This window comes from Chitinophaga sancti, assembly GCF_034087045.1.
Lineage (GTDB): Bacteria > Bacteroidota > Bacteroidia > Chitinophagales > Chitinophagaceae > Chitinophaga > Chitinophaga sancti_B.
Genome location: NZ_CP139247.1, coordinates 2,503,567 through 2,522,163, shown reverse-complemented (window position 1 = coordinate 2,522,163; position 18,597 = coordinate 2,503,567). Strand labels below are relative to the sequence as shown.

Annotated in this window: 16 protein-coding genes; 2 read left to right on the top strand and 14 right to left on the bottom strand. The window is 46.2% G+C overall.

Translation table 11 applies throughout. From position 1 onward, the window contains the following. Window position 1 precedes the first annotated feature (1 nt). The 14 genes from trpA to SIO70_RS10485 form a co-directional block, all read right to left on the bottom strand. Entirely contained in the window at window positions 2–772 is a 771-nt protein-coding gene (gene trpA / locus SIO70_RS10550) for a tryptophan synthase subunit alpha (RefSeq protein WP_320580832.1), read from the bottom strand. An 8-nt stretch (window positions 773–780) separates the two neighbouring features. Continuing rightward, entirely contained in the window at window positions 781–1,992 is a 1,212-nt protein-coding gene (trpB, locus tag SIO70_RS10545) for a tryptophan synthase subunit beta (RefSeq protein WP_320580831.1), read from the bottom strand. Between the two features lie 21 nt (window positions 1,993–2,013). Then, window positions 2,014–2,634 (bottom strand): phosphoribosylanthranilate isomerase, encoded by a 621-nt coding sequence (locus tag SIO70_RS10540; protein WP_320580830.1) that lies wholly within the window; start codon window positions 2,632–2,634, stop codon window positions 2,014–2,016. Then, the gene (trpC, locus tag SIO70_RS10535) at window positions 2,635–3,435 is read right to left on the bottom strand and encodes an indole-3-glycerol phosphate synthase TrpC (RefSeq protein ID WP_320580829.1); all 801 of its coding nucleotides are present in this window, start codon (window positions 3,433–3,435) and stop codon (window positions 2,635–2,637) included. Continuing rightward, the gene (trpD, locus tag SIO70_RS10530) at window positions 3,432–4,427 is read right to left on the bottom strand and encodes an anthranilate phosphoribosyltransferase (protein WP_320580828.1); all 996 of its coding nucleotides are present in this window, start codon (window positions 4,425–4,427) and stop codon (window positions 3,432–3,434) included. The genes trpC and trpD overlap by 4 nt, the downstream gene beginning before the upstream one ends. 11 nt (window positions 4,428–4,438) lie before the next feature. Beyond that, window positions 4,439–5,008: an aminodeoxychorismate/anthranilate synthase component II gene (locus SIO70_RS10525; protein WP_320580827.1), complete on the bottom strand. Its 570-nt coding sequence runs from the start codon at window positions 5,006–5,008 to the stop codon at window positions 4,439–4,441. A gap of 1 nt (window position 5,009) precedes the next feature. Continuing rightward, window positions 5,010–6,416, bottom strand: coding sequence for an anthranilate synthase component I family protein (locus tag SIO70_RS10520; protein ID WP_320580826.1), 1,407 nt, complete (start codon window positions 6,414–6,416; stop codon window positions 5,010–5,012). Window positions 6,417–6,870: 454 nt separating this feature from the next. Further along, window positions 6,871–8,007: a bifunctional histidinol-phosphatase/imidazoleglycerol-phosphate dehydratase HisB gene (hisB, locus tag SIO70_RS10515; protein WP_320580825.1), complete on the bottom strand. Its 1,137-nt coding sequence runs from the start codon at window positions 8,005–8,007 to the stop codon at window positions 6,871–6,873. After that, entirely contained in the window at window positions 8,007–9,056 is a 1,050-nt protein-coding gene (hisC, locus tag SIO70_RS10510) for a histidinol-phosphate transaminase (RefSeq protein ID WP_320580824.1), read from the bottom strand. Before hisC ends, hisB begins: the two co-directional genes overlap by 1 nt. A gap of 14 nt (window positions 9,057–9,070) precedes the next feature. After that, window positions 9,071–10,345, bottom strand: coding sequence for a histidinol dehydrogenase (hisD, locus tag SIO70_RS10505; protein ID WP_320580823.1), 1,275 nt, complete (start codon window positions 10,343–10,345; stop codon window positions 9,071–9,073). Between the two features lie 12 nt (window positions 10,346–10,357). Continuing rightward, window positions 10,358–11,212: an ATP phosphoribosyltransferase gene (gene hisG, locus SIO70_RS10500; RefSeq protein ID WP_320580822.1), complete on the bottom strand. Its 855-nt coding sequence runs from the start codon at window positions 11,210–11,212 to the stop codon at window positions 10,358–10,360. A gap of 459 nt (window positions 11,213–11,671) precedes the next feature. Then, complete coding sequence (gene bglX, locus SIO70_RS10495; RefSeq protein WP_320580821.1) at window positions 11,672–13,963, bottom strand: beta-glucosidase BglX; 2,292 nt, start codon at window positions 13,961–13,963, stop codon at window positions 11,672–11,674. Between the two features lie 146 nt (window positions 13,964–14,109). Then, window positions 14,110–15,558 (bottom strand): MGH1-like glycoside hydrolase domain-containing protein, encoded by a 1,449-nt coding sequence (locus SIO70_RS10490; RefSeq protein WP_320580820.1) that lies wholly within the window; start codon window positions 15,556–15,558, stop codon window positions 14,110–14,112. Between the two features lie 20 nt (window positions 15,559–15,578). Continuing rightward, window positions 15,579–16,553, bottom strand: a complete 975-nt coding sequence (locus SIO70_RS10485; protein WP_320580819.1) for a pectinesterase family protein — start codon at window positions 16,551–16,553, stop codon at window positions 15,579–15,581. Window positions 16,554–16,664: 111 nt separating this feature from the next. Between SIO70_RS10485 and SIO70_RS10480 the strand changes: the two genes are divergently transcribed. Together SIO70_RS10480 and SIO70_RS10475 are read left to right on the top strand one after the other, a co-directional pair. After that, window positions 16,665–17,255, top strand: coding sequence for an RNA polymerase sigma-70 factor (locus tag SIO70_RS10480; protein WP_320580818.1), 591 nt, complete (start codon window positions 16,665–16,667; stop codon window positions 17,253–17,255). 123 nt (window positions 17,256–17,378) lie between these two features. Then, window positions 17,379–18,557 carry a FecR family protein gene (locus SIO70_RS10475; RefSeq protein WP_320580817.1) on the top strand — a complete coding sequence of 393 codons (1,179 nt, stop codon included), beginning with the start codon at window positions 17,379–17,381 and terminating at the stop codon, window positions 18,555–18,557. Window positions 18,558–18,597 lie beyond the last annotated feature (40 nt).

Genomic DNA, 18,597 nt, shown 5'->3' with positions numbered 1-18,597 from the left:
ACTATTTTACGCTGCTGATAAAGTCTTTGACAGCAGTGTCGATATTGGTCGCATTTTCTATAGCGCGGATAAAGGCAGTACCTATAATTGCACCATTGCTGTGTGCACAGGCCGCCGCAAAGGTAGCTTTATCTTTGACACCAAACCCGATCAATACAGGGTTCTTTAACTGCAACTTTTCAAGTCTTTCGAAATATGCCTGCTGGTGGCCCATATTCTTGTCTGTACCAGTGGTAGAGGAAGATGATACAGCGTAAATAAATCCTTTGCTCAGGCTGTCGATCTTACGGATGCGTGCTTCGCTCGTTTCTGGTGTCACCAGGAAAATCAGGTGCAAACCGTAATGTTCAAAGACCGCTTTATATTCATTTTCGTACTCGTCCATTGGCAGGTCAGGCAGGATCAGACCATCTATCCCTACTTCAGCACATTTCTGGCAGAAAGCTTCAATACCATACAGCAAAACCGGGTTCAGGTACCCCATGAGGATCACAGGTACATGAATGCTTTTCCTGAAGTCTTTCAATTGCTCAAACAATACACGAAGTCCCATCCCATTTTTGATAGCGCGGGTGCTGCTCTCCTGTATCACCGGACCATCGGCCAGTGGATCGGAGAAAGGCATACCCAGTTCTATCAGGTCTGCACCATGCTGTTGCAGCGCCGTCATCACTGGCAGTGTATCATTCAATTCCGGGAAACCTGCTGTGCAGTATATATTGAGAATACCGTTTTTTTTACTGGCAAATAACTGATCTATACGATTGCTCATAAAATAATTTATTTATTGGGCAGATTACGAATGTATGTTTCCATATCCTTGTCACCACGACCACTCAGGCATACGACTACAACATCTGATGGTTTGAAAGGAATTTCACCCAGTTTCGCCAGTGCGTGGCTGGATTCCAGTGCAGGGATAATGCCTTCCAGTCGGGTTAGCTCATAAGCTGCCTGCAGCGCTTCATCATCTGTTGCAGCCAGGAAAGTACCACGGCCGGTTTCATACAAATGTGCATGCAATGGACCAATACCCGGATAGTCCAGACCTGCGGAAATGGAATATGGCTCAGTAATCTGTCCGTCGTCTGTCTGCATCAGCAGTGTTTTCGCAGCATGGATGATACCCAGTTTACCCAGTTGCGTAGTGGCTGCAGAGTGTCCGGAATGTACCCCTTTGCCCGCAGCTTCCACTGCAATGATCTTTACATCCGGTTCGTTCAGGAAGTGATAATATGTACCGGCAGCATTGCTCCCCCCACCTATACAGGCCACTACATAATCCGGATTCGGATTGCCGGTTTTTTCTTCCAGCTGTTTGCGGATCTCTTCGCTGATCACGGATTGAAAACGGGTCACCATATCAGGATATGGATGAGGACCTGCTGCTGTACCCAGTATGTAATGGGTAGTGACAGGATTATTGATCCAGTCACGGATAGCTTCGTTACACGCATCTTTCAGTGTTTGACTACCACTGGTAGCAGCTACTACTGTAGCACCCAGCATTTTCATACGTGCTACGTTCGGCGCCTGGCGCTGGATGTCGATGCTACCCATGTAGATCACACATTCCATATTCATCAGGGCACACACTGTAGCTGTCGCTACCCCGTGCTGACCTGCACCGGTTTCAGCGATGATGCGGGTTTTGCCCAGTCGCTTTGCCAGCAGGATCTGACCGATTGTATTGTTTACCTTATGTGCACCTGTATGGTTCAGGTCTTCCCTTTTCAGGTAGATCTGTGCACCATATTTTTCAGAGAGGCGCTTCGCAAAATATAAAGGAGAAGGACGACCTACATAATCCCGCAGCAATTGTTCAAACTCCTGCTGGAAGCTCGGTTCACGCAGAATTTCCAGGTACCTTTTTTGTAACTCATCCACGTTCGGGAAGAGCATCTCTGGCACATAGGCACCGCCAAAACGGCCATAGAAGCCTTTTTCATCTACATGATAGGGTAAGCCCAGCGTATTGTCAGCGATCTTCATGCTTGATTATTTTAAATAATTTTATAAAATCTTTATGGAGAACTGCTGCACGCTCACCATATCTTTCACTCCTGGTGCAGTCTCAAATTTACTGTTCACATCAGCTGCAAACAATGCCGGGTGTTCAAATGCCAGCAGGTCTTCCAGCTGCTCAGGGCCAATGCCGCCACTGAGGAAAAACGGATGATCGAATGGATAGGTGTGCAGCAACTCCCAGTTAAACAACCTGCCTGTACCACCATACGCCTTACCGGCAGCGGTGTCAAACAGGAAGTAGTTGGTCACAGGTACATACGCTGCCAGTGTATCCCAGTTCACATCCTCACCAATCCTGAAAGCCCTGATCACAGGCACCAATGACTGCAATGCTGCACAGTATGCAGGATCTTCGTCGCCATGCAATTGTACCAGGTGCAGTCCATAACTGCCGATGAGCTGTTTTACCTGCTCCAATGGTGCATTTACAAACACGCCTACTTTCAGGATCCCTTTCGTTTCGCGCACGGTGCGGGCATCCAGTCTATTCCCTACAAAACGGGGCGATTTCTCATAAAAGATAAAGCCGGCATAGTGTACACCCAGTTCGACCAGTTTATCCAGGTCTTCTTTTCTGGTGATACCGCATACTTTCAGTTGCATCATTTATCCTTTCAGTTTACCGGACAGCTCCGTTACAAAGTTTTCAAATGCCCTTGCAGGATTTTCTGTCTTCATAAAGTGTTCGCCAATGAGGAAACCATTAAAACCGGCTTTCTTCAACGTCACAATATTATCCGTGTTGCTGATACCGCTTTCCGCTACCTTACATTTGCCGGCAGGGATCTGTGACGCCAGTTCACAACTGCGGTTGAAATCTACCCTGAAAGTAGTGAGGTCACGGTTGTTCACACCTACGTTCTGAATATGATCTGTCACCTTGTCCAGCTGATCGCCACTGTGTACTTCCAGCAGTACTTCCAGTCCTATGTTGTGTGCAAAGGCAGCTAATCGTGCTACTTCTTCTTTTGTAAGACATTCTGCAATCAGCAAAATAACATCCGCACCAATTGCCTTTGCTTCCAGTATCTGGTATTCATCGATCACAAAATCTTTTCTCAGCACAGGAATATTATTCACTGCACGCGCCTGTACCAGATCGTCAGAACTACCACCAAAGAACTGCTCATCTGTCAATACTGACAGACCAGAAGCCCCATAGCGGGTATAGGCCATGGTCACATCATGTACGGTGGCAGTGCCATTGATCAGCCCCTTGGAAGGGGACTTCCTTTTGAATTCTGCGATGATACCTGTTTTCTCAGGGTTCAACAGAAAGCCGGACAATGACAAAGGCTCCCGTTTAAAGGCAGATGACTGTTCCAGCTCGGCTACCGGGCGTTGCAGTTTACGCGCGGCCACTTCTACATGTTTATGTGCGACTATTTCAGTAAGGATATTTTTCATGACTGCAAACTTATCAACTTCTTAAAAGAATTGTGTGCGGCACCGGATTCCAGCGACTCTACAGCTGCCAGGAAACATTCTTCGTACGTTGGGTAATTGCCCAGCGTATGCAAGCCCATAGCGGCATTCGCCATGACCACCGCATTCTGTGCCCAGGTACCTTCGCCCTTTAAAATTTTCATAAAGATTTTGGCGGCTTCTTCAATAGAGTTGCCTCCGTAAATATCTTCAGGGAAAACCTTGCGTTTACCCAGCTGCTCAGGCGTCCAGTCACGCTCACCTTTGTTGGTGATGACGCGGGTATCAGAGGTCAGCGAGATTTCATCATATCCGTCCAGGCTATGCACGATAGCATATTGCTTGTCCGTCTGCTGAAACAGGTAGTTATATACACGGGCCAGTTCCAGGCTATATACCCCAATCAACTGGTGCTGTGCAAAAGCTGGATTCACCAATGGACCGAGTACGTTGAAGAAGGTGCGTACACCCAACTGACGACGTACACCTGCTACATTTTTCAGTGCCGGGTGGAACAGCGGTGCGTGCAGAAAACAAACACCGGATTCTTCCAGTTCTGTACGCAGCTTCGCATCGTCGTTCTTAAATTTATAACCAGCCGTCTCCATCAGGTTTGAGGCGCCGCTGATCGTAGATACTCCTACGTTACCATGCTTGGCCACTTTACCACCGGCACCTGCTACGATAAAGCAGGACAGGGTACTGATATTGAAAGAGTTTTTACCATCGCCACCTGTACCTACAATGTCCAGTACATTGTAGCCATTCAGGTTGACAGGGATGCAGAGTTCCAGCAGGGCATCGCGAAAGCCGAGCAGTTCATCTACAGTGATGCTGCGCATGAGGTATACGGTCATGAAAGCAGCGAGTTCGCTTTCATTGTACATCCCCTTGGAAATACCGATCAGGATCTCCTTGGCTGCGCTGCGGGTGAATGTTTTATGTTCAAAAAGGTAATTCAGTATCTTTTTCATAATCCCGGGATTTATGCATTTAACCAGTTACGGATGATCTTTTCCCCTTCCGGTGTAAGTACACTTTCAGGGTGAAACTGTACGCCGCTCACATCATATTGCTGATGTTGCAGTGCCATGATATAGCCGTTGTCGTCCTTTGCAGTAACGGTAAGGCTGGATGGCAATGTTTTTTCATCTACTACCCAGGAGTGGTATCTGCCAACTTCGAGCTGGTCGGGGAGTCCGTTAAATAATCTGCCTTCCCTGTTGATGATGTTTACAGGGGTGGCTACGCCGTGGTATACATCTTTCAGGTTGATGAGACTGGCACCAAAAGCTTCGCCTATGGCCTGCTGGCCGAGGCATACGCCGAATATGGATTTGGTAGCCGCATATTCTTTGATCAGGGGCAGCAGCATACCTGCTTCTTCCGGAATACCAGGACCGGGAGAGAGAATAATCTTATCATAGTCTTTTACTTTCTCCAATGGAATTTCATCATTACGGAATACACTGACTTTGCCGTTGATGATCTTCTCCACCAGGTGTACCAGGTTATATGTAAAAGAGTCGTAGTTATCAAACACAAGAATGTTCATGTCAGATTTTTTGTGCCAACAGAATGGCCTGTTTTAATGCATTCAGTTTATTGTTCACTTCATCTTTTTCCGATTCGGCTACGGACTTTGCAACCACACCGGCACCTGCCTGATAATACAGGACATTTGATTTGCTCAGGATGCTGCGGATCATGATAGCATGGTTAAAGTCGCCGTTGAAACCAACGGAACCGATACATCCACCATAGAAACCACGTTGTGTAGGTTCGTATTCGTCAATGATCTGCATGGCTCTGTATTTCGGTGCGCCGGACAGGGTACCTGCAGGGAAAGTAGCTGCCAGCAGGGAGAAAGGATTGCCCTTCTGTACCTTGCCGGATACTTCGCTTACCAGGTGGATGACGTGAGAGTAATATTGGATATTGCGGTAAGAGTCTACGACTACATCAGTAGCAAGGCGGCTCAGGTCATTACGTGCCAGATCGACCAGCATTACATGTTCTGCATTTTCCTTTGGATCTTCCAGCAGTAATTTTGCCAGTTTACGGTCTTCCTCATCATTGCCGGTTCGACGGAAAGTGCCTGCTATCGGGTGAATGGTGGCTTTACCATCTTTGATGATAAGCTGGGCTTCGGGAGAAGAACCCATTAATTTGTAATCGCCGTAATCGAAGAAGAAGAGATATGGGGAAGGGTTGATGGAGCGGAGTGCGCGGTAGACGTTGAATTCGTCGCCTTTGAAGGATTGGTTGAAAGCGCGGGATAATACTACCTGGAAGACATCTCCTCTGAAGCAGTGTTGTTTACCTTTTTCAACAATTGCCATATACTGCTCATCGGTCATATTGCTCTGCTCATCTCCTGTAGCCGTGAAGTGGTAGTTCGGTACATCTTTCGAGCGGATCAGTGATTCTATCAGTTCAAAGTCGCTGTCCAGGCCATCTACACTGTTTTCGCAGAGATACAGTTCATCTTTGAAGTGGTTGATGACGATCACGTATTGATAGAAACGATAGCGCATGAGGGGAATGGTGTTCCCGTTTGCTTTATTCTTGTTGAATTCTATTGTTTCGAAGAATTGTACGGAGTCGAAAGTACTGTAGCCAAATAAGCTGTGAACGACGGGCAGAACTGGTTTGTCAGCGAAAGAGAAGTTGCTGAGGAACTTCTGAAGCTCGTCGAGAACGCTTTGGCGGCTTTTGAGTTGTTTCCTTTCTGGCGGGAGGTTTGGATACTTGAATTCAAAGTCGTTAGTGCTGGTTACTTCGATGCCTGCGATCGGTTTGATACAGATAAACGAATAGCTGTTTTCACTGGCGCGGTAGTCGGTACTTTCCAGTAGTACGGAGCCAGGGAACCGGTCACGAAGACGCAGGTAGATGCCCACAGGGGTGAATACATCTGCCAGCATTTGCTTTGATCTTGATTTTACTTGAATACTACCCATTTGATTTTGATTAGGTATTAAAACGAAGAAGGCCCGCTGTGTAACAGCGAGCCTTCGAATTATATACGATCACTACGGATCATGGCACTGTAACACATTATCAGGAACTGATATTGTGCCAACGCCAATGATTGTTTGTAATGAATGTGGTCATGTTTTGTTTGATTTCTATTTACGGAACAAATATCCGGGGAATTATTTGAAATTACAAATGTTCAGGAAGATTTTTTTCTGTCTCGCGGATAATTGTCTCGCTGGTGATTTTCCTGTCTCGCGAATGATTTCCTGCCGGAGGCAGGAAATCATTCGCTCGGGAGCGGTTTATGATCCGGCTACCGCCGGATCATAAACCGCGACAATTATATACGGCTTCGATGGCGATAGCCGGATCATCAACCGCGACTATTATATACGGCTTCGATGGCGATAACCGGATCATCAATCGCGACTATTATTAAAGAAGCCCCTTCGTACTTGGCAATTGCATATTAGATGGATTCCTCTTTACCGCCATCTTAATCGCCTTTGCAAACACCTTGAAGATCGCCTCTATCTTATGATGCTCATTCTCCCCTTCCGCCTTGATATTCAGGTTACTCTTTGACGCATCTGAAAAAGACTTAAAGAAATGGAAGAACATCTCCGTAGGCATCTCTCCTATCTTCTCCCTATTAAACTTAGCATCCCAGACAATCCAGTTCCTCCCTCCAAAATCAATCGCCGCCTGCGCCAGACAATCATCCATCGGTAAGCAATAACCATAACGCTCTATCCCTCTTTTATCACCTAAACCCTGCGCTACCGCTTCACCCAGTGCAATACCCACATCCTCGATCGTATGATGCTCATCTATATGCAAATCGCCCTTCGCTTTGATAGTAAGATCAATACTACCATGACGCGCTATCTGATCCAGCATATGATCAAAGAAACCCAAACCAGTTTCGATATCTGCTTTACCAGTACCATCCAGGTTCAATTCAATATGAATATCAGTTTCTTTAGTCGTACGTGTATGAGATACTTTACGCAATCCTAATTTCAGGAACTCATAGATCTTCTCCCAATCTGTAGACTCCAAAGCAATGACTGATTCCAGCGCCTTCGCATCTGCACTCACTTCAGCACCACCAAGACCAGTACCTTCATTCATCCAGATCGCTTTCGCTCCCAGGTTCTTGGCCAACTGTACATCCGTAATACGATCTCCGATCACAAATGAATTTGCCAGATCATAATCAGCTGTGAAATATTTCGTCAGCATGCCTGTACCCGGTTTACGCGTAGGGGCGTTCTCATGAGGGAAACTGCGATCTATATGAAACTCCTTAAAAAATACCCCTTCATTCTCAAACGCACGAACAATAAATTGCTGCGCCGGCCAGAAGGTATCTTCAGGAAAGCTTTCCGTGCCTAACCCATCCTGGTTCGTCACCATCACCAGTTCAAAATCCAGCTCCGCTGCTATACGCGTAAGCCAGGTAAATACCCTGGGATAGAATTCGATTTTATCAAGTGAATCAATCTGGTAAGTAGGTGGCACCTCTTTGATCAAAGTACCATCGCGATCTATGAAGAGAACTCTTTTCATTATTTGAAATTATTTATAGCATTTACCAATGTCACATTCTCTTCCGGCGTACCTACTGTAATACGCAGACAGCCGCCACACAATTCTACCTTAGAACGATCACGTACAATGATGCCCTGCTCTACCAGGTTATTGTAAATACCTTTTGCATCGGTGGTCTTCGCCAGCAGGAAGTTCGCATCACTTGGATAGATATGTTCTACCTGTGGCAATCCTTCCAGCGCAGCTGCGAGTTTATCTCTTTCTACAACTGCATCTTTGATCCAATCATTCACCTGCCCGATATTGTTCAATGCGGTTAATACGAGATCCTGTGCAGACTGGTTAATGTTGTAAGGTGCTTTCACCTTGTTCAGCACATTGATAATATCTTCTCCTGCAAATGCCATCCCTACGCGCAGTGCCGCCAGTCCCCATGCTTTGGAGAGTGTCTGCATCACTACAAGGTTTGGATATTCAGTCAGCTCAGAGATAAAAGTTTTCTGACGTGCATAGTTGATATACGCCTCATCTACCACTACAATACCATCAAAATTATTCAGGATCATTTCGATGTCTGAACGGTCAATGGAATTACCTGTAGGGTTGTTTGGAGAACAGATAAAGATCAGCTTTGTATACTCATCCACTGCTTCCTGCAATGCCGGCATATCTATCTGGAAAGTATCAGGTGTGAGGGATACTTTACGTACAATCACATCATTGATATTCGCACTCACTTCATACATACCATAGGTAGGCGGAAACAGTACAACATTATCAATCCCCGGACGGCAGAAGGAACGATACAATACATCGATCACTTCATCACTTCCATTTCCCAGGAAAATATTCTGTGGTGGTACCCCCTTGATCTCTGCCAGTTTGTATTTTACCTTCCACTGCATCGGATCAGGATAACGGTTATAATTCACCGGCAATGGTGAACCATAACTATTTTCATTTGCATCCAGGAAAATGGATGCTTCGCCTTTGAACTCATCTCTCGCTGTAGAATAAGGAACAAGGCGTTTTATGTTGTCGCGTAATAAGCTATTTAAATCGAACATACGTTAAGATTAAATTATTTCAGACGGAGGGTCACCGCATTCTTGTGTGCATCCAACCCTTCTGCTGCAGCCATGATTTCGATGGTACTACCTATATTTTGTAACCCTTCTTTGGTCAGGCGCTGGTAGGTGATCTTCTTGACGAAGCTATCCAGCGATACACCACTGTAAGCAGTGGCATAACCATTCGTAGGTAATGTATGGTTGGTACCCGAAGCATAGTCGCCGGCGCTCTCAGGAGAATAGTTACCCAGGAATACAGAACCTGCATTCACCACCGCATCTGCAATGGAGATATCATCTTTGCAGGCCACGATCAGGTGCTCTGGTGCATATTCATTCAGCAGTGCCATCGCTTCTTCATTGTCGCGTACCAGTATGATACGGCTGTTTTCCAATGCCTTTGCAGCGATGTCTTTGCGTGGTAATTGCGCCAGCTGTGCAGCTACCTGTTCCTGAACGGGTTTGATAATATCAGCAGTGGTGGTCACCAGCAATACCTGGCTATCAGGGCCGTGTTCTGCCTGTGACAGCAGATCAGCCGCTACAAAAGCAGGTACACAGGTTTCATCTGCCAGTACCGCTACTTCCGAAGGTCCAGCCGGCATATCGATGGCTACACCATCTTTGTTGATGAGCTGTTTTGCACAGGTTACATACTGATTGCCCGGACCAAAGATCTTGTGTACACGGGAAATGCTTTCTGTACCATACGCCATGGCAGCTATTGCTTGCACACCGCCTATTTTATACACACGATCCAATCCAATCTGCTCCGCTGTATAAAGCACTGCAGGGTGTACTTCACCTTTTGCATTGGAAGGGGTGCAGAGAATAATTTCCTTACATCCTGCTATCACCGCCGGAATACCGAGCATAAGGATGGTAGAGAACAGCGGTGCAGAACCACCCGGAATATATAACCCTACTTTCTCTATCGCTACCGGTTTGCGCCAGCATTGTACTCCAGGCATGGTTTCGATCACCTTGCCGGACTCCTGCTGTGCTTTGTGGAAGACTTCTATATTTTGTTTAGCCTGTAAGATGGCCTTTTTCAATGCGGGATCGAGGGTAGCTGCAGCCTGTGCAAACTCCGCAGGTGTGACTGCGAGTGCATCCAGCTGTACCTTATCAAATTGCTGCGCATACTTGCGAACGGCTGCATCTCCATTCTGGCGTACATCTGCGAGGATGTTGCCTACACTGGTTTCCAGTGCAGTGTTGTCAAATACCGGGCGGCGCAGCAGCTCCGGCCATTGTGAACGTTCTGGATATTCGAATACCAACATATGACAGCGATATTAAATGATCATCTTTTCAATTGGAACTACCAGTATACCCTGTGCACCTGCTTCTTTCAGGCTTTCAATGATATCCCAGAATTCATTTTCATTCAGCACTGAGTGTACGGAACTCCAACCCTCTTCTGCCAGTGGCAATACGGTGGGACTCTTCATACCTGGCAACAGGGCGATGATTTCTTTCAGTTTATCATTGGGTGCATTCAGCAAAATGTACTTGGTGTTCTTCGCTTTCTTTACTGCCTGGATACGGAATTGCAGCTTGCGGAGAATAGCTTGCTGCTCCGGGGTGAGACTACCGTTAGAGATCAGTACTGCCTCAGATTTCAGGATCACTTCTACTTCTTTCAGACCGTTCATAAACAGGGTGGAACCACTGCTTACCAGGTCACAGATAGCGTCTGCCAGGCCAATGCCGGGAGCGATTTCCACGGAACCACTGATTTCATGAATATCTGCAGTCAGGCCATGTTCCTGCAGGAACTTTTCGAGGATCACCGGATAGCTGGTCGCAATGCGCAGCTTGTCCATGTCTTTTACGCCATTGTATTCCACTGATTTGGAAACAGCGAGGGAGAGGCGGCATTTGCCAAATCCCAGTTTCTCAACTGTTCTTACAGGGCGATTCTTTTCCAGTACCACATTTTCACCCACGATACCCAGATCTGCTACGCCATCTTCCACGTATTGCGGAATATCATCATCGCGCAGGAAGAATACTTCCAGCGGGAAGTTACTGGCTTCTGTTTTCAGCTTATTAACACCATTGTTGATGTCGATACCGCATTCTTTCAACAGCTTGATGGAATCGTCGTGTAAACGTCCTGATTTCTGAATGGCAATTCTCAGTTTCATGTTCTTGTTAATGTTCCGTGAAAACAAAAAAGGGGCTTACCGTTTGGTAAGCCCCTGATGATGTTCTAATATCTTGATAGTACATATAGTCATCCCAGCCTACCTGCGTGGTAAGAAATGATGGTGATGATGTGTATGTACGTTTGCGTTCATATTTGAATTTATAACGGGGCAAAGTTAGGAAGTATTTTTTAAAATAAAATTAAAATTTTAAGGCTGTTATTGAATCATTTCAGAGATAGAACAATCATATGGGTAACCCGACCCTTTCCCGGAGGTAACCCGTACATAACCCGCCTCTTTATAGATGCGGGTTATGGGCGGCTTTTGGGCGGGATATAGGCGGCTTATAGGCGGGTTACCTCCGGGAAAGCCCTAAGGACGTGCTATAGAAGCCACGAATAAAAAAGGGCTAGCCGGTATGGCTAGCCCTTTTTTATTATACCTGTCAATATTGTATTAAGGTACTAATGCGAAGTCTGCAGACTGTGTATCGCGGCTGTTTCCACCCACAAAGACAGAGAAATCACCTGGCTCAGACACATATTTCAGGTCTTTATTATAGAATTTCAGGTCATTTACGCTCAGTTCAAAGGTCACTGTCCGGGTCTCTCCTTTCTTCAGGAAGATCTTTTTGAAGTTTTTCAGCTCCTTTACCGGGCGGGTTACGCTTGCTACTTTGTCCCGAATGTACAGCTGTACTACCTCTTCTCCATCATAATTACCACTGTTAGTCACTGCTACACTTACTTTTACATTGCCGGTTGCTGATTGCTTCAGCTGGTTTTTATCCAGCTGTACAGGACCGTAGGTAAATTTGGTATAGCTCAGACCATAACCAAATGGATACAGTGGTTCATTGGTGATATCCAGGTATTTGCTGGAATACTTATTCGCTGGATCCTCCGGACGACCGGTATTCTTATGATTGTAGTAGATAGGGATCTGACCTACGCTGCGGGGGAAGGTCATAGTCAGCTTACCGGCTGGGTTGTAATCGCCAAACAATATGTCGGCAATGGAGTTACCAGCTTCGGTACCCAGGAACCATGTTTCCACGATAGCAGGGATGTGGGCGTCTTCCCATTCCAGGGTCAGCGGACGACCATTCATCAGTACCAGCACTACTGGTTTGCCGGTAGCATATACAGCTCTCAGCAGTTTTTCCTGGTTTTCAGGAATACTGATGTTAGAACGGCTGGCAGCTTCACCACTCATACCATATGATTCACCCAATGCCATTACCACGATGTCTGATTGCTGCGCCAGGGCAACAGCTTCGGCCAGCATACCTGCACTATTGGCTGTATCTTCGGCTGTCAGCACGGCTTTCTGCAATGCTCTTTTCAGCAGCGTGGTATCGTTGGTATAGTGTGCACCACGCAGGTAAGTGACATTACCTGCACCTCCGAGTTTCTGTTTGATACCTTCCAGCAGGGTGATTGATTTTGTATAGTCTCCAGCTGCGGACCAGTTACCGATCATATCACGTTTGCTGTCTGCCAGCGGGCCTATCAGGGCAATTTTCGCCCCTTTCTTCAGTGGCAGCAGTTCTTGCTGGTTTTTGAGGAGCACGATAGAGCGGGCACCGATTTCGCGGGCAACAGCACGATTTTCAGGCGTCAGGATCTCTTTGGCAGGTCTTTCGTTGTCGCAATATAAATAGGGATTTTTGAAGAGGCCCAGGTCATATTTAGCGGAGAGTATACGGTATACGCAGGTATCAACCTGTGCCATGGTGATCTTTTTATCGGCCACCAGCTTTGCCAGCTGCCTGGTATATACGCTACCCTGCATATCCATATCTACACCGGCATTCAGTGCCAGTTCGCCTACCTTATATTCATCACCTACACCATGTGCCATCATTTCATTAATAGCCGTGTAGTCTGTCACCACAAAGCCTTTGAAGCCCCATTGCCTGCGCAGCAGGTCGGTCATCAGCCATTTGTTGCCAGTAGCGGGTATACCGTCTACTTCGTTGAAGGAAGTCATCACAGTCGCTACACCTGCATCGACAGCAGCTTTATAAGGAGGCAGGTAGTACTCGTACATTTTCTGGCGGCTCATGTCTACAGTGTTGTAGTCTCGACCGGCTTCCACAGCACCATAGAGGGCAAAGTGTTTTACACAGGCCAGAATAGTGTTGTTCAGAGAGAGGTCGGTACCCTGGTAGCCTTTTACTTTTGCTTTGGCTACCTGTACGCCGTACCAGGTGTCTTCACCTACTCCTTCGGCTACACGTCCCCAGCGGGGGTCACGTGCAATATCCACCATTGGAGAGTACGTCCATTGCAGACCGTCTGCACTGGCTTCTACAGCAGCAATACGGGCGCTCTTCTCCATGAGGGCCATATCCCAGGTACAGGCTTCTCCCAATGGAATAGGGAAGATGGTCTTGTGACCATGAATTACGTCATATCCGAATAATAAAGGAATCTTAAGACGGGTTTTCATTGCTATATCCTGTAACTGGCGGGTGTACTGAGGAGTGTACGCATTGAAGATGGAGCCACAGCGGCCGTCTTCGATGTCTTTTTTATATCCCGCATTCATAAACGGGCCGGTTACGTCCATTTCGCTGGTGAGTAGGTTTAATTGCCCGATTTTCTCCTCCAGCGTCATTTTTTTGATCAGGTTATTAATAAACGCCTGTTTACCATTCTGATTTGTCTTAGTCTGTGCAGTTGTTGTACCGCCTGCTATGCTTAACGCCAGCAAGCCGGTAAGGATTCGTTTACGGCTGTTCATAACATGTGTGTTTTTTGTTCGTATCAGAGTGGCGAAGATACAAAAATGCGATTGGTCTTATCATGATAAAAATTAGGTAATTGCAGAACGGGGCACTTCCGCCTTCGGCAGAAGTGCCCCGTTCCGGGCGTAGGCCTGCGGCCGGCTTAGAGTGCCAGCATTACGGATTTCAGCTTTTTGCCCCTGTATTTTTCTACATTATCTACAAATATGATGAATCCTTTGCTTTTGTAATTCCAGTTGATAGTGATCAGGTGTCCATGATAAGGAATATTTGATAACTGAAACCATTGCCATGGCACCATCGGATCGATGGTTACTTTATTATCTAATGACGGCCTGATACCTATCAGGTCATTAATGACAAGATCACAGAAACCGGAATGATTGTAATAACTACTTCGGGGATTATCTCCCTTTAACCAATATCCGTTCTTCTCATCCTGGTATTCTCCCAGGTAAGGCTGTCCGTTTTTCTGATGAGAACGGGCATAGGTACTGAGCATCTCATAGTAAATAGCGGGTGTCATGCCGCCTTTATAATGATAATCACGGAGCAGATTGGATAAAGCTTTCAAGGTCTGAGTAGTGGCAAACGGCCACAGTGCACCATCCCACTCACAGCCACCCGTACCATGACTACGAAAAGCAGGATGTCTTCTCTCTGCTGTTGTAATGCCCCAGGGCGCATTAAAACCAGCTGTATCGATCAATTGCTGCCATGCACGGGCATAAACTGCCTGATCATCGGGCAAATTAAAATACCAGGGGATAAAACCGATTTCTTCACGGGCATCTGACAAGCCTCCTTTTGCTAAGCGGACTTTAAAAAAACCGGCTTTGCTATCCCACATACTATCTTGTGTCAATGATTTTATTTTTGCTGCATCAGTTATGTATTTTTTAAACAGCGTACCATTGTGTGCCAGCTTTGCCATGGCGGCCATCGCCACCGCATTGCCATACATGTAGCTGTTAATCGTAGGGCGGATATTTTTCTCTTTCCTGCTACCACTGATAGACTCTTCCATACCATCTTTTACATCAAACTGCCAGAACAGTCCATCAGTAAGGCGCTTTTCCTTTTCCCATAAACGATAATCCGCATCCATATATGGGAGCAGATCTATTGCCAGGACTGGGTCTCCGCCTACCTTTATCCTTTCGTACACCGCCCATTCCGCCCAGCTGCTAAACTGGTGAAACTTAGGCGCCTTTTGCTGTGCATCTGCTATAAACCAATAGCGGATATCCTGGTTGATGTACTGGGTATCTCTCAGCCATCGGCCTTCATTGATGTGATGCCCCAGGGCACAACTCAGCGCATTGTACCTGCCTGCATGTTTTACCGGTAAGATAAACTCCGTAAATATGAACCCATCCGGCGTCTCTTTCAGGTGTTTTCTAAATGTCCACCATCGGTAGTAATAGGTCTTTTCAATAATGCTATCCGGACATTCCAGCAAAGGAATGTTTTTATTCAACCATTCATAAGCCTGTGCATTATTCACATAGTTCTGCACGGTTTCACTGTCTGCAGCATTGAACTGGTTTACATAACGCTGCAAGGGGCTTTGCGCACACACGGCTTGCACTCCTAATAAAAAAATTATAATTAAGGCTGTACGGTTGGATCCCACGCATTCAGAATTTTAGTGATTGTAATCGCTTTCGCCTCCTGCTTACTCAATTGCTTAGACCAGCTCACACGTTGGCGGGTGCCGGCACCCGGGCCATTATTATTATACTCCCTGTATCTGGCAGTCTGTTCATTCTCTGACTTATCCCAATTATGCCAGCCAACAGGCAGGATATGTTTACCCAATGTGCACTCCATAAACAATGTAGCGGCATAAGGTCGCCATGGCCGCCCCAGATACACTTTCGTAGCCGTATCTGCAGCGATCAGGTTGCAATGCATGAATACAAAACCATATGGCTGGTTTGCGGTCGTAGAGGCAGCTGTGACATAGGAATTCCTGATACTGAAAATGGTGCAATCCTTAAATACCACCGTGGCCGCACCAAATATGAAATCAGTGGTGCCTTCTATATAACAACTATCATAAAACTGCCGGCTATTTTCTTTTCCGGCATACAGTGTATCCTGGTTGCCCAGCAGTTTACAATTCCGGAATATACACCTGTCTCCTTCCACATGAAGTGCGACTCCTTGTCCTACCTGACCAGCTGCATTTACAATTGTTAAATTCCGGAGGACCACATCATTCCCCTGTACCAAAACGGTATAAGATGTAAATGTGCTGTACTTGTCCCTTCCATTTATATCTTTACCACCGGGATATGGCTTCCCTGAAAAATCACTATTGGTAATAATGGTACTATCCCGGGATTCACCTATCAGCGTAATCCCCGTCTTCCAGGAAGGGATGACCAGTTTCTCATGATAAGTTCCTTTCTTTATAAAAATGGTCACTCTCCAATACTGAAAGTCCCGTACGGCATTCACCGCATCCTGGATATTGGAGAAATCTCCACTCCCATCGTGGGCTACGACTAACAGTTTTTTCTCCTGGGCGGAGCTGGAAAACGTAACAAATAGCAGGCATAAATAAACAAGGTGCTTCATAACAGGAATTTATAGCAGGCGGAAGCTATAAAAATCCGCTTATTTCCCGAAGGTTTATTTACGCAATCGTTACCGGAAATAAATAGTGTCTTTTATGTAATTTTATCGTCGATGCACCACCCGGATGACATAGCACTAGTGAATAAGTTGGCAGGCAATGATGAAGTAGCCTTCGAGGCGCTTTTCCATAAGTACAAGGATAAACTATATTCATTCCTCCTACACCTTGGCAACTCCCCTACAGCAGCAGAAGACGTATTACAGGACGTCTTTATGAAGCTATGGACACGCCGTGCTCAGCTGGGTGAAATCGACAATTTCAATGCATATTTGTTCCGCATGGCCGCCAATCAGGCTATTAACCTGATGCGCAGGCAAAGCCGGGAAATCAGGATCCTCGATGAGCTACAATTGTATACCATCGATGAAAACGGCACCACACAGGCCATGTCGGAGAAAGAAGTGCAGGAAGTACTGGCCAAAGCGCTGGCAACCCTGCCACAACAGCAATATAAGGTGTTTATGCTCAGTCGTGAACACGGACTCAAGTATGAAGAAATTGCAGCAGAAATGGGCATCTCTGCCGCCACGGTTCGCAATCATATGGTGCAGGCGCTCAAAAAGATCAGAACGTACCTGGAGTCTTCACATATTATAAGCATTATCTATCTGTACATCATATTAGCAGAGAAGATGAAATAAGCATTGTTCATTAGAACTCCCTCTTTAAAAATATTCTAAATTCTTTTCGGATCGACTAGACCGAAAGTTTCAGTTGTTTGTCTTATACGTAAGGGACGAACATTTTTTAAGAAAATCAGCCACATGTCGATAGACAGGATCACAGCATTATTGGAGAAATTAACATCCAACACCTGCACCTGGCAGGAGAAAAAAGAGCTATTCACGCTCATCGAAAGCGTGAACGATCCGCAGCTAAAAGCTGTACTGGAAGCTGCGTGGCTACAATATAACAAGCCAGTTCATAACCTATCTGACTATTCCTCAAGAGTCATTCTCGACAACATTTTACAACGGAAACAGCCAACTAGAGTTCTATTTATCCGAAAATGGCGCGCTGCGGCTGTAGCAGCCGTAGCTGCGCTATTGATCGGGATCAGCATTTACAAATTTACAGGTACTCCTTCCGCCACAAAGGAACCAATTGCCATCGTATCAGATATTAAAGCCCCTGTCACACACAAGGCCACCATCACATTATCTAATGGACAACAGGTGCTGGCAGACAGTATCTCCGCTCATCAACTGGTTATGGAGGGTCAAACCAAGGTAGTCAGACTTGCCAACGGAGAAATTGTTTACCAACCACAGGGACAACACAACGAAATTTTACTCAATACGCTTACGAATCCAAAAGGAAGCCAGGTGACTTCGATCACGTTATCTGATGGAAGCCGGGTGTGGCTCAATGCAGGTACTTCCCTCACCTATCCTGTAGCCTTTTCAGGCCGCGAAAGGAAAGTGACAGTATCAGGGGAAGCCTATTTTGAAGTAGCCGCAGCAGGTGACCACAAAATTCCTTTTTTAGTAAATATTAAAACCAACCAAAGAGATAGCAGCCTTGTTACTGTGCTGGGTACACATTTTAATATCAAAGCTTATGCAGATGAAGCAGACACGAGAGTAACCCTGTTACAAGGTAGCGTGCAGGTAGATCATCAGCAACAGGGCCTCCGGATTGTGCCCGGACAACAGGCTACTTATGCTGCCGGCCAAAAGATCTATGTAAACACACCATCTACTGATGATGTAGTAGCTTGGAAAGAAGGGCTTTTTGCTTATCAGAACAACAGTATCGCACAGGTACTGCGCGATGCCGCCCGCTGGTATGATATAGATGTAGTGTACGCAGGCAAGGTACCGGGTGACACCTTCACAGGTGAGATACCACGTACGGCTACGCTGACTGAGCTATTACAAATTTTACAAATGAGCCGGGTTCACTTCCGGTTAGATGGCAGACAGCTTACTGTACTCAATTAAAATCATACACCACCTATACCAGGATCATGTGACCAGATAC

Bases quoted from the DNA above. Each gene is read 5' to 3' on its own strand.
- trpA (WP_320580832.1), bottom strand. From the start codon at position 772: ATGAGCAATCGTATAGATCAGTTATTTGCCAGTAAAAAAAACGGTATT.
- trpB (WP_320580831.1), bottom strand. From the start codon at position 1,992: ATGAAGATCGCTGACAATACGCTGGGCTTACCCTATCATGTAGATGAA.
- SIO70_RS10540 (WP_320580830.1), bottom strand. From the start codon at position 2,634: ATGATGCAACTGAAAGTATGCGGTATCACCAGAAAAGAAGACCTGGAT.
- trpC (WP_320580829.1), bottom strand. From the start codon at position 3,435: ATGAAAAATATCCTTACTGAAATAGTCGCACATAAACATGTAGAAGTG.
- trpD (WP_320580828.1), bottom strand. From the start codon at position 4,427: ATGAAAAAGATACTGAATTACCTTTTTGAACATAAAACATTCACCCGC.
- SIO70_RS10525 (WP_320580827.1), bottom strand. From the start codon at position 5,008: ATGAACATTCTTGTGTTTGATAACTACGACTCTTTTACATATAACCTG.
- SIO70_RS10520 (WP_320580826.1), bottom strand. From the start codon at position 6,416: ATGGGTAGTATTCAAGTAAAATCAAGATCAAAGCAAATGCTGGCAGAT.
- hisB (WP_320580825.1), bottom strand. From the start codon at position 8,007: ATGAAAAGAGTTCTCTTCATAGATCGCGATGGTACTTTGATCAAAGAG.
- hisC (WP_320580824.1), bottom strand. From the start codon at position 9,056: ATGTTCGATTTAAATAGCTTATTACGCGACAACATAAAACGCCTTGTT.
- hisD (WP_320580823.1), bottom strand. From the start codon at position 10,345: ATGTTGGTATTCGAATATCCAGAACGTTCACAATGGCCGGAGCTGCTG.
- hisG (WP_320580822.1), bottom strand. From the start codon at position 11,212: ATGAAACTGAGAATTGCCATTCAGAAATCAGGACGTTTACACGACGAT.
- bglX (WP_320580821.1), bottom strand. From the start codon at position 13,963: ATGAACAGCCGTAAACGAATCCTTACCGGCTTGCTGGCGTTAAGCATA.
- SIO70_RS10485 (WP_320580819.1), bottom strand. From the start codon at position 16,553: ATGAAGCACCTTGTTTATTTATGCCTGCTATTTGTTACGTTTTCCAGC.
- SIO70_RS10480 (WP_320580818.1), top strand. From the start codon at position 16,665: ATGCACCACCCGGATGACATAGCACTAGTGAATAAGTTGGCAGGCAAT.
- SIO70_RS10475 (WP_320580817.1), top strand. From the start codon at position 17,379: ATGTCGATAGACAGGATCACAGCATTATTGGAGAAATTAACATCCAAC.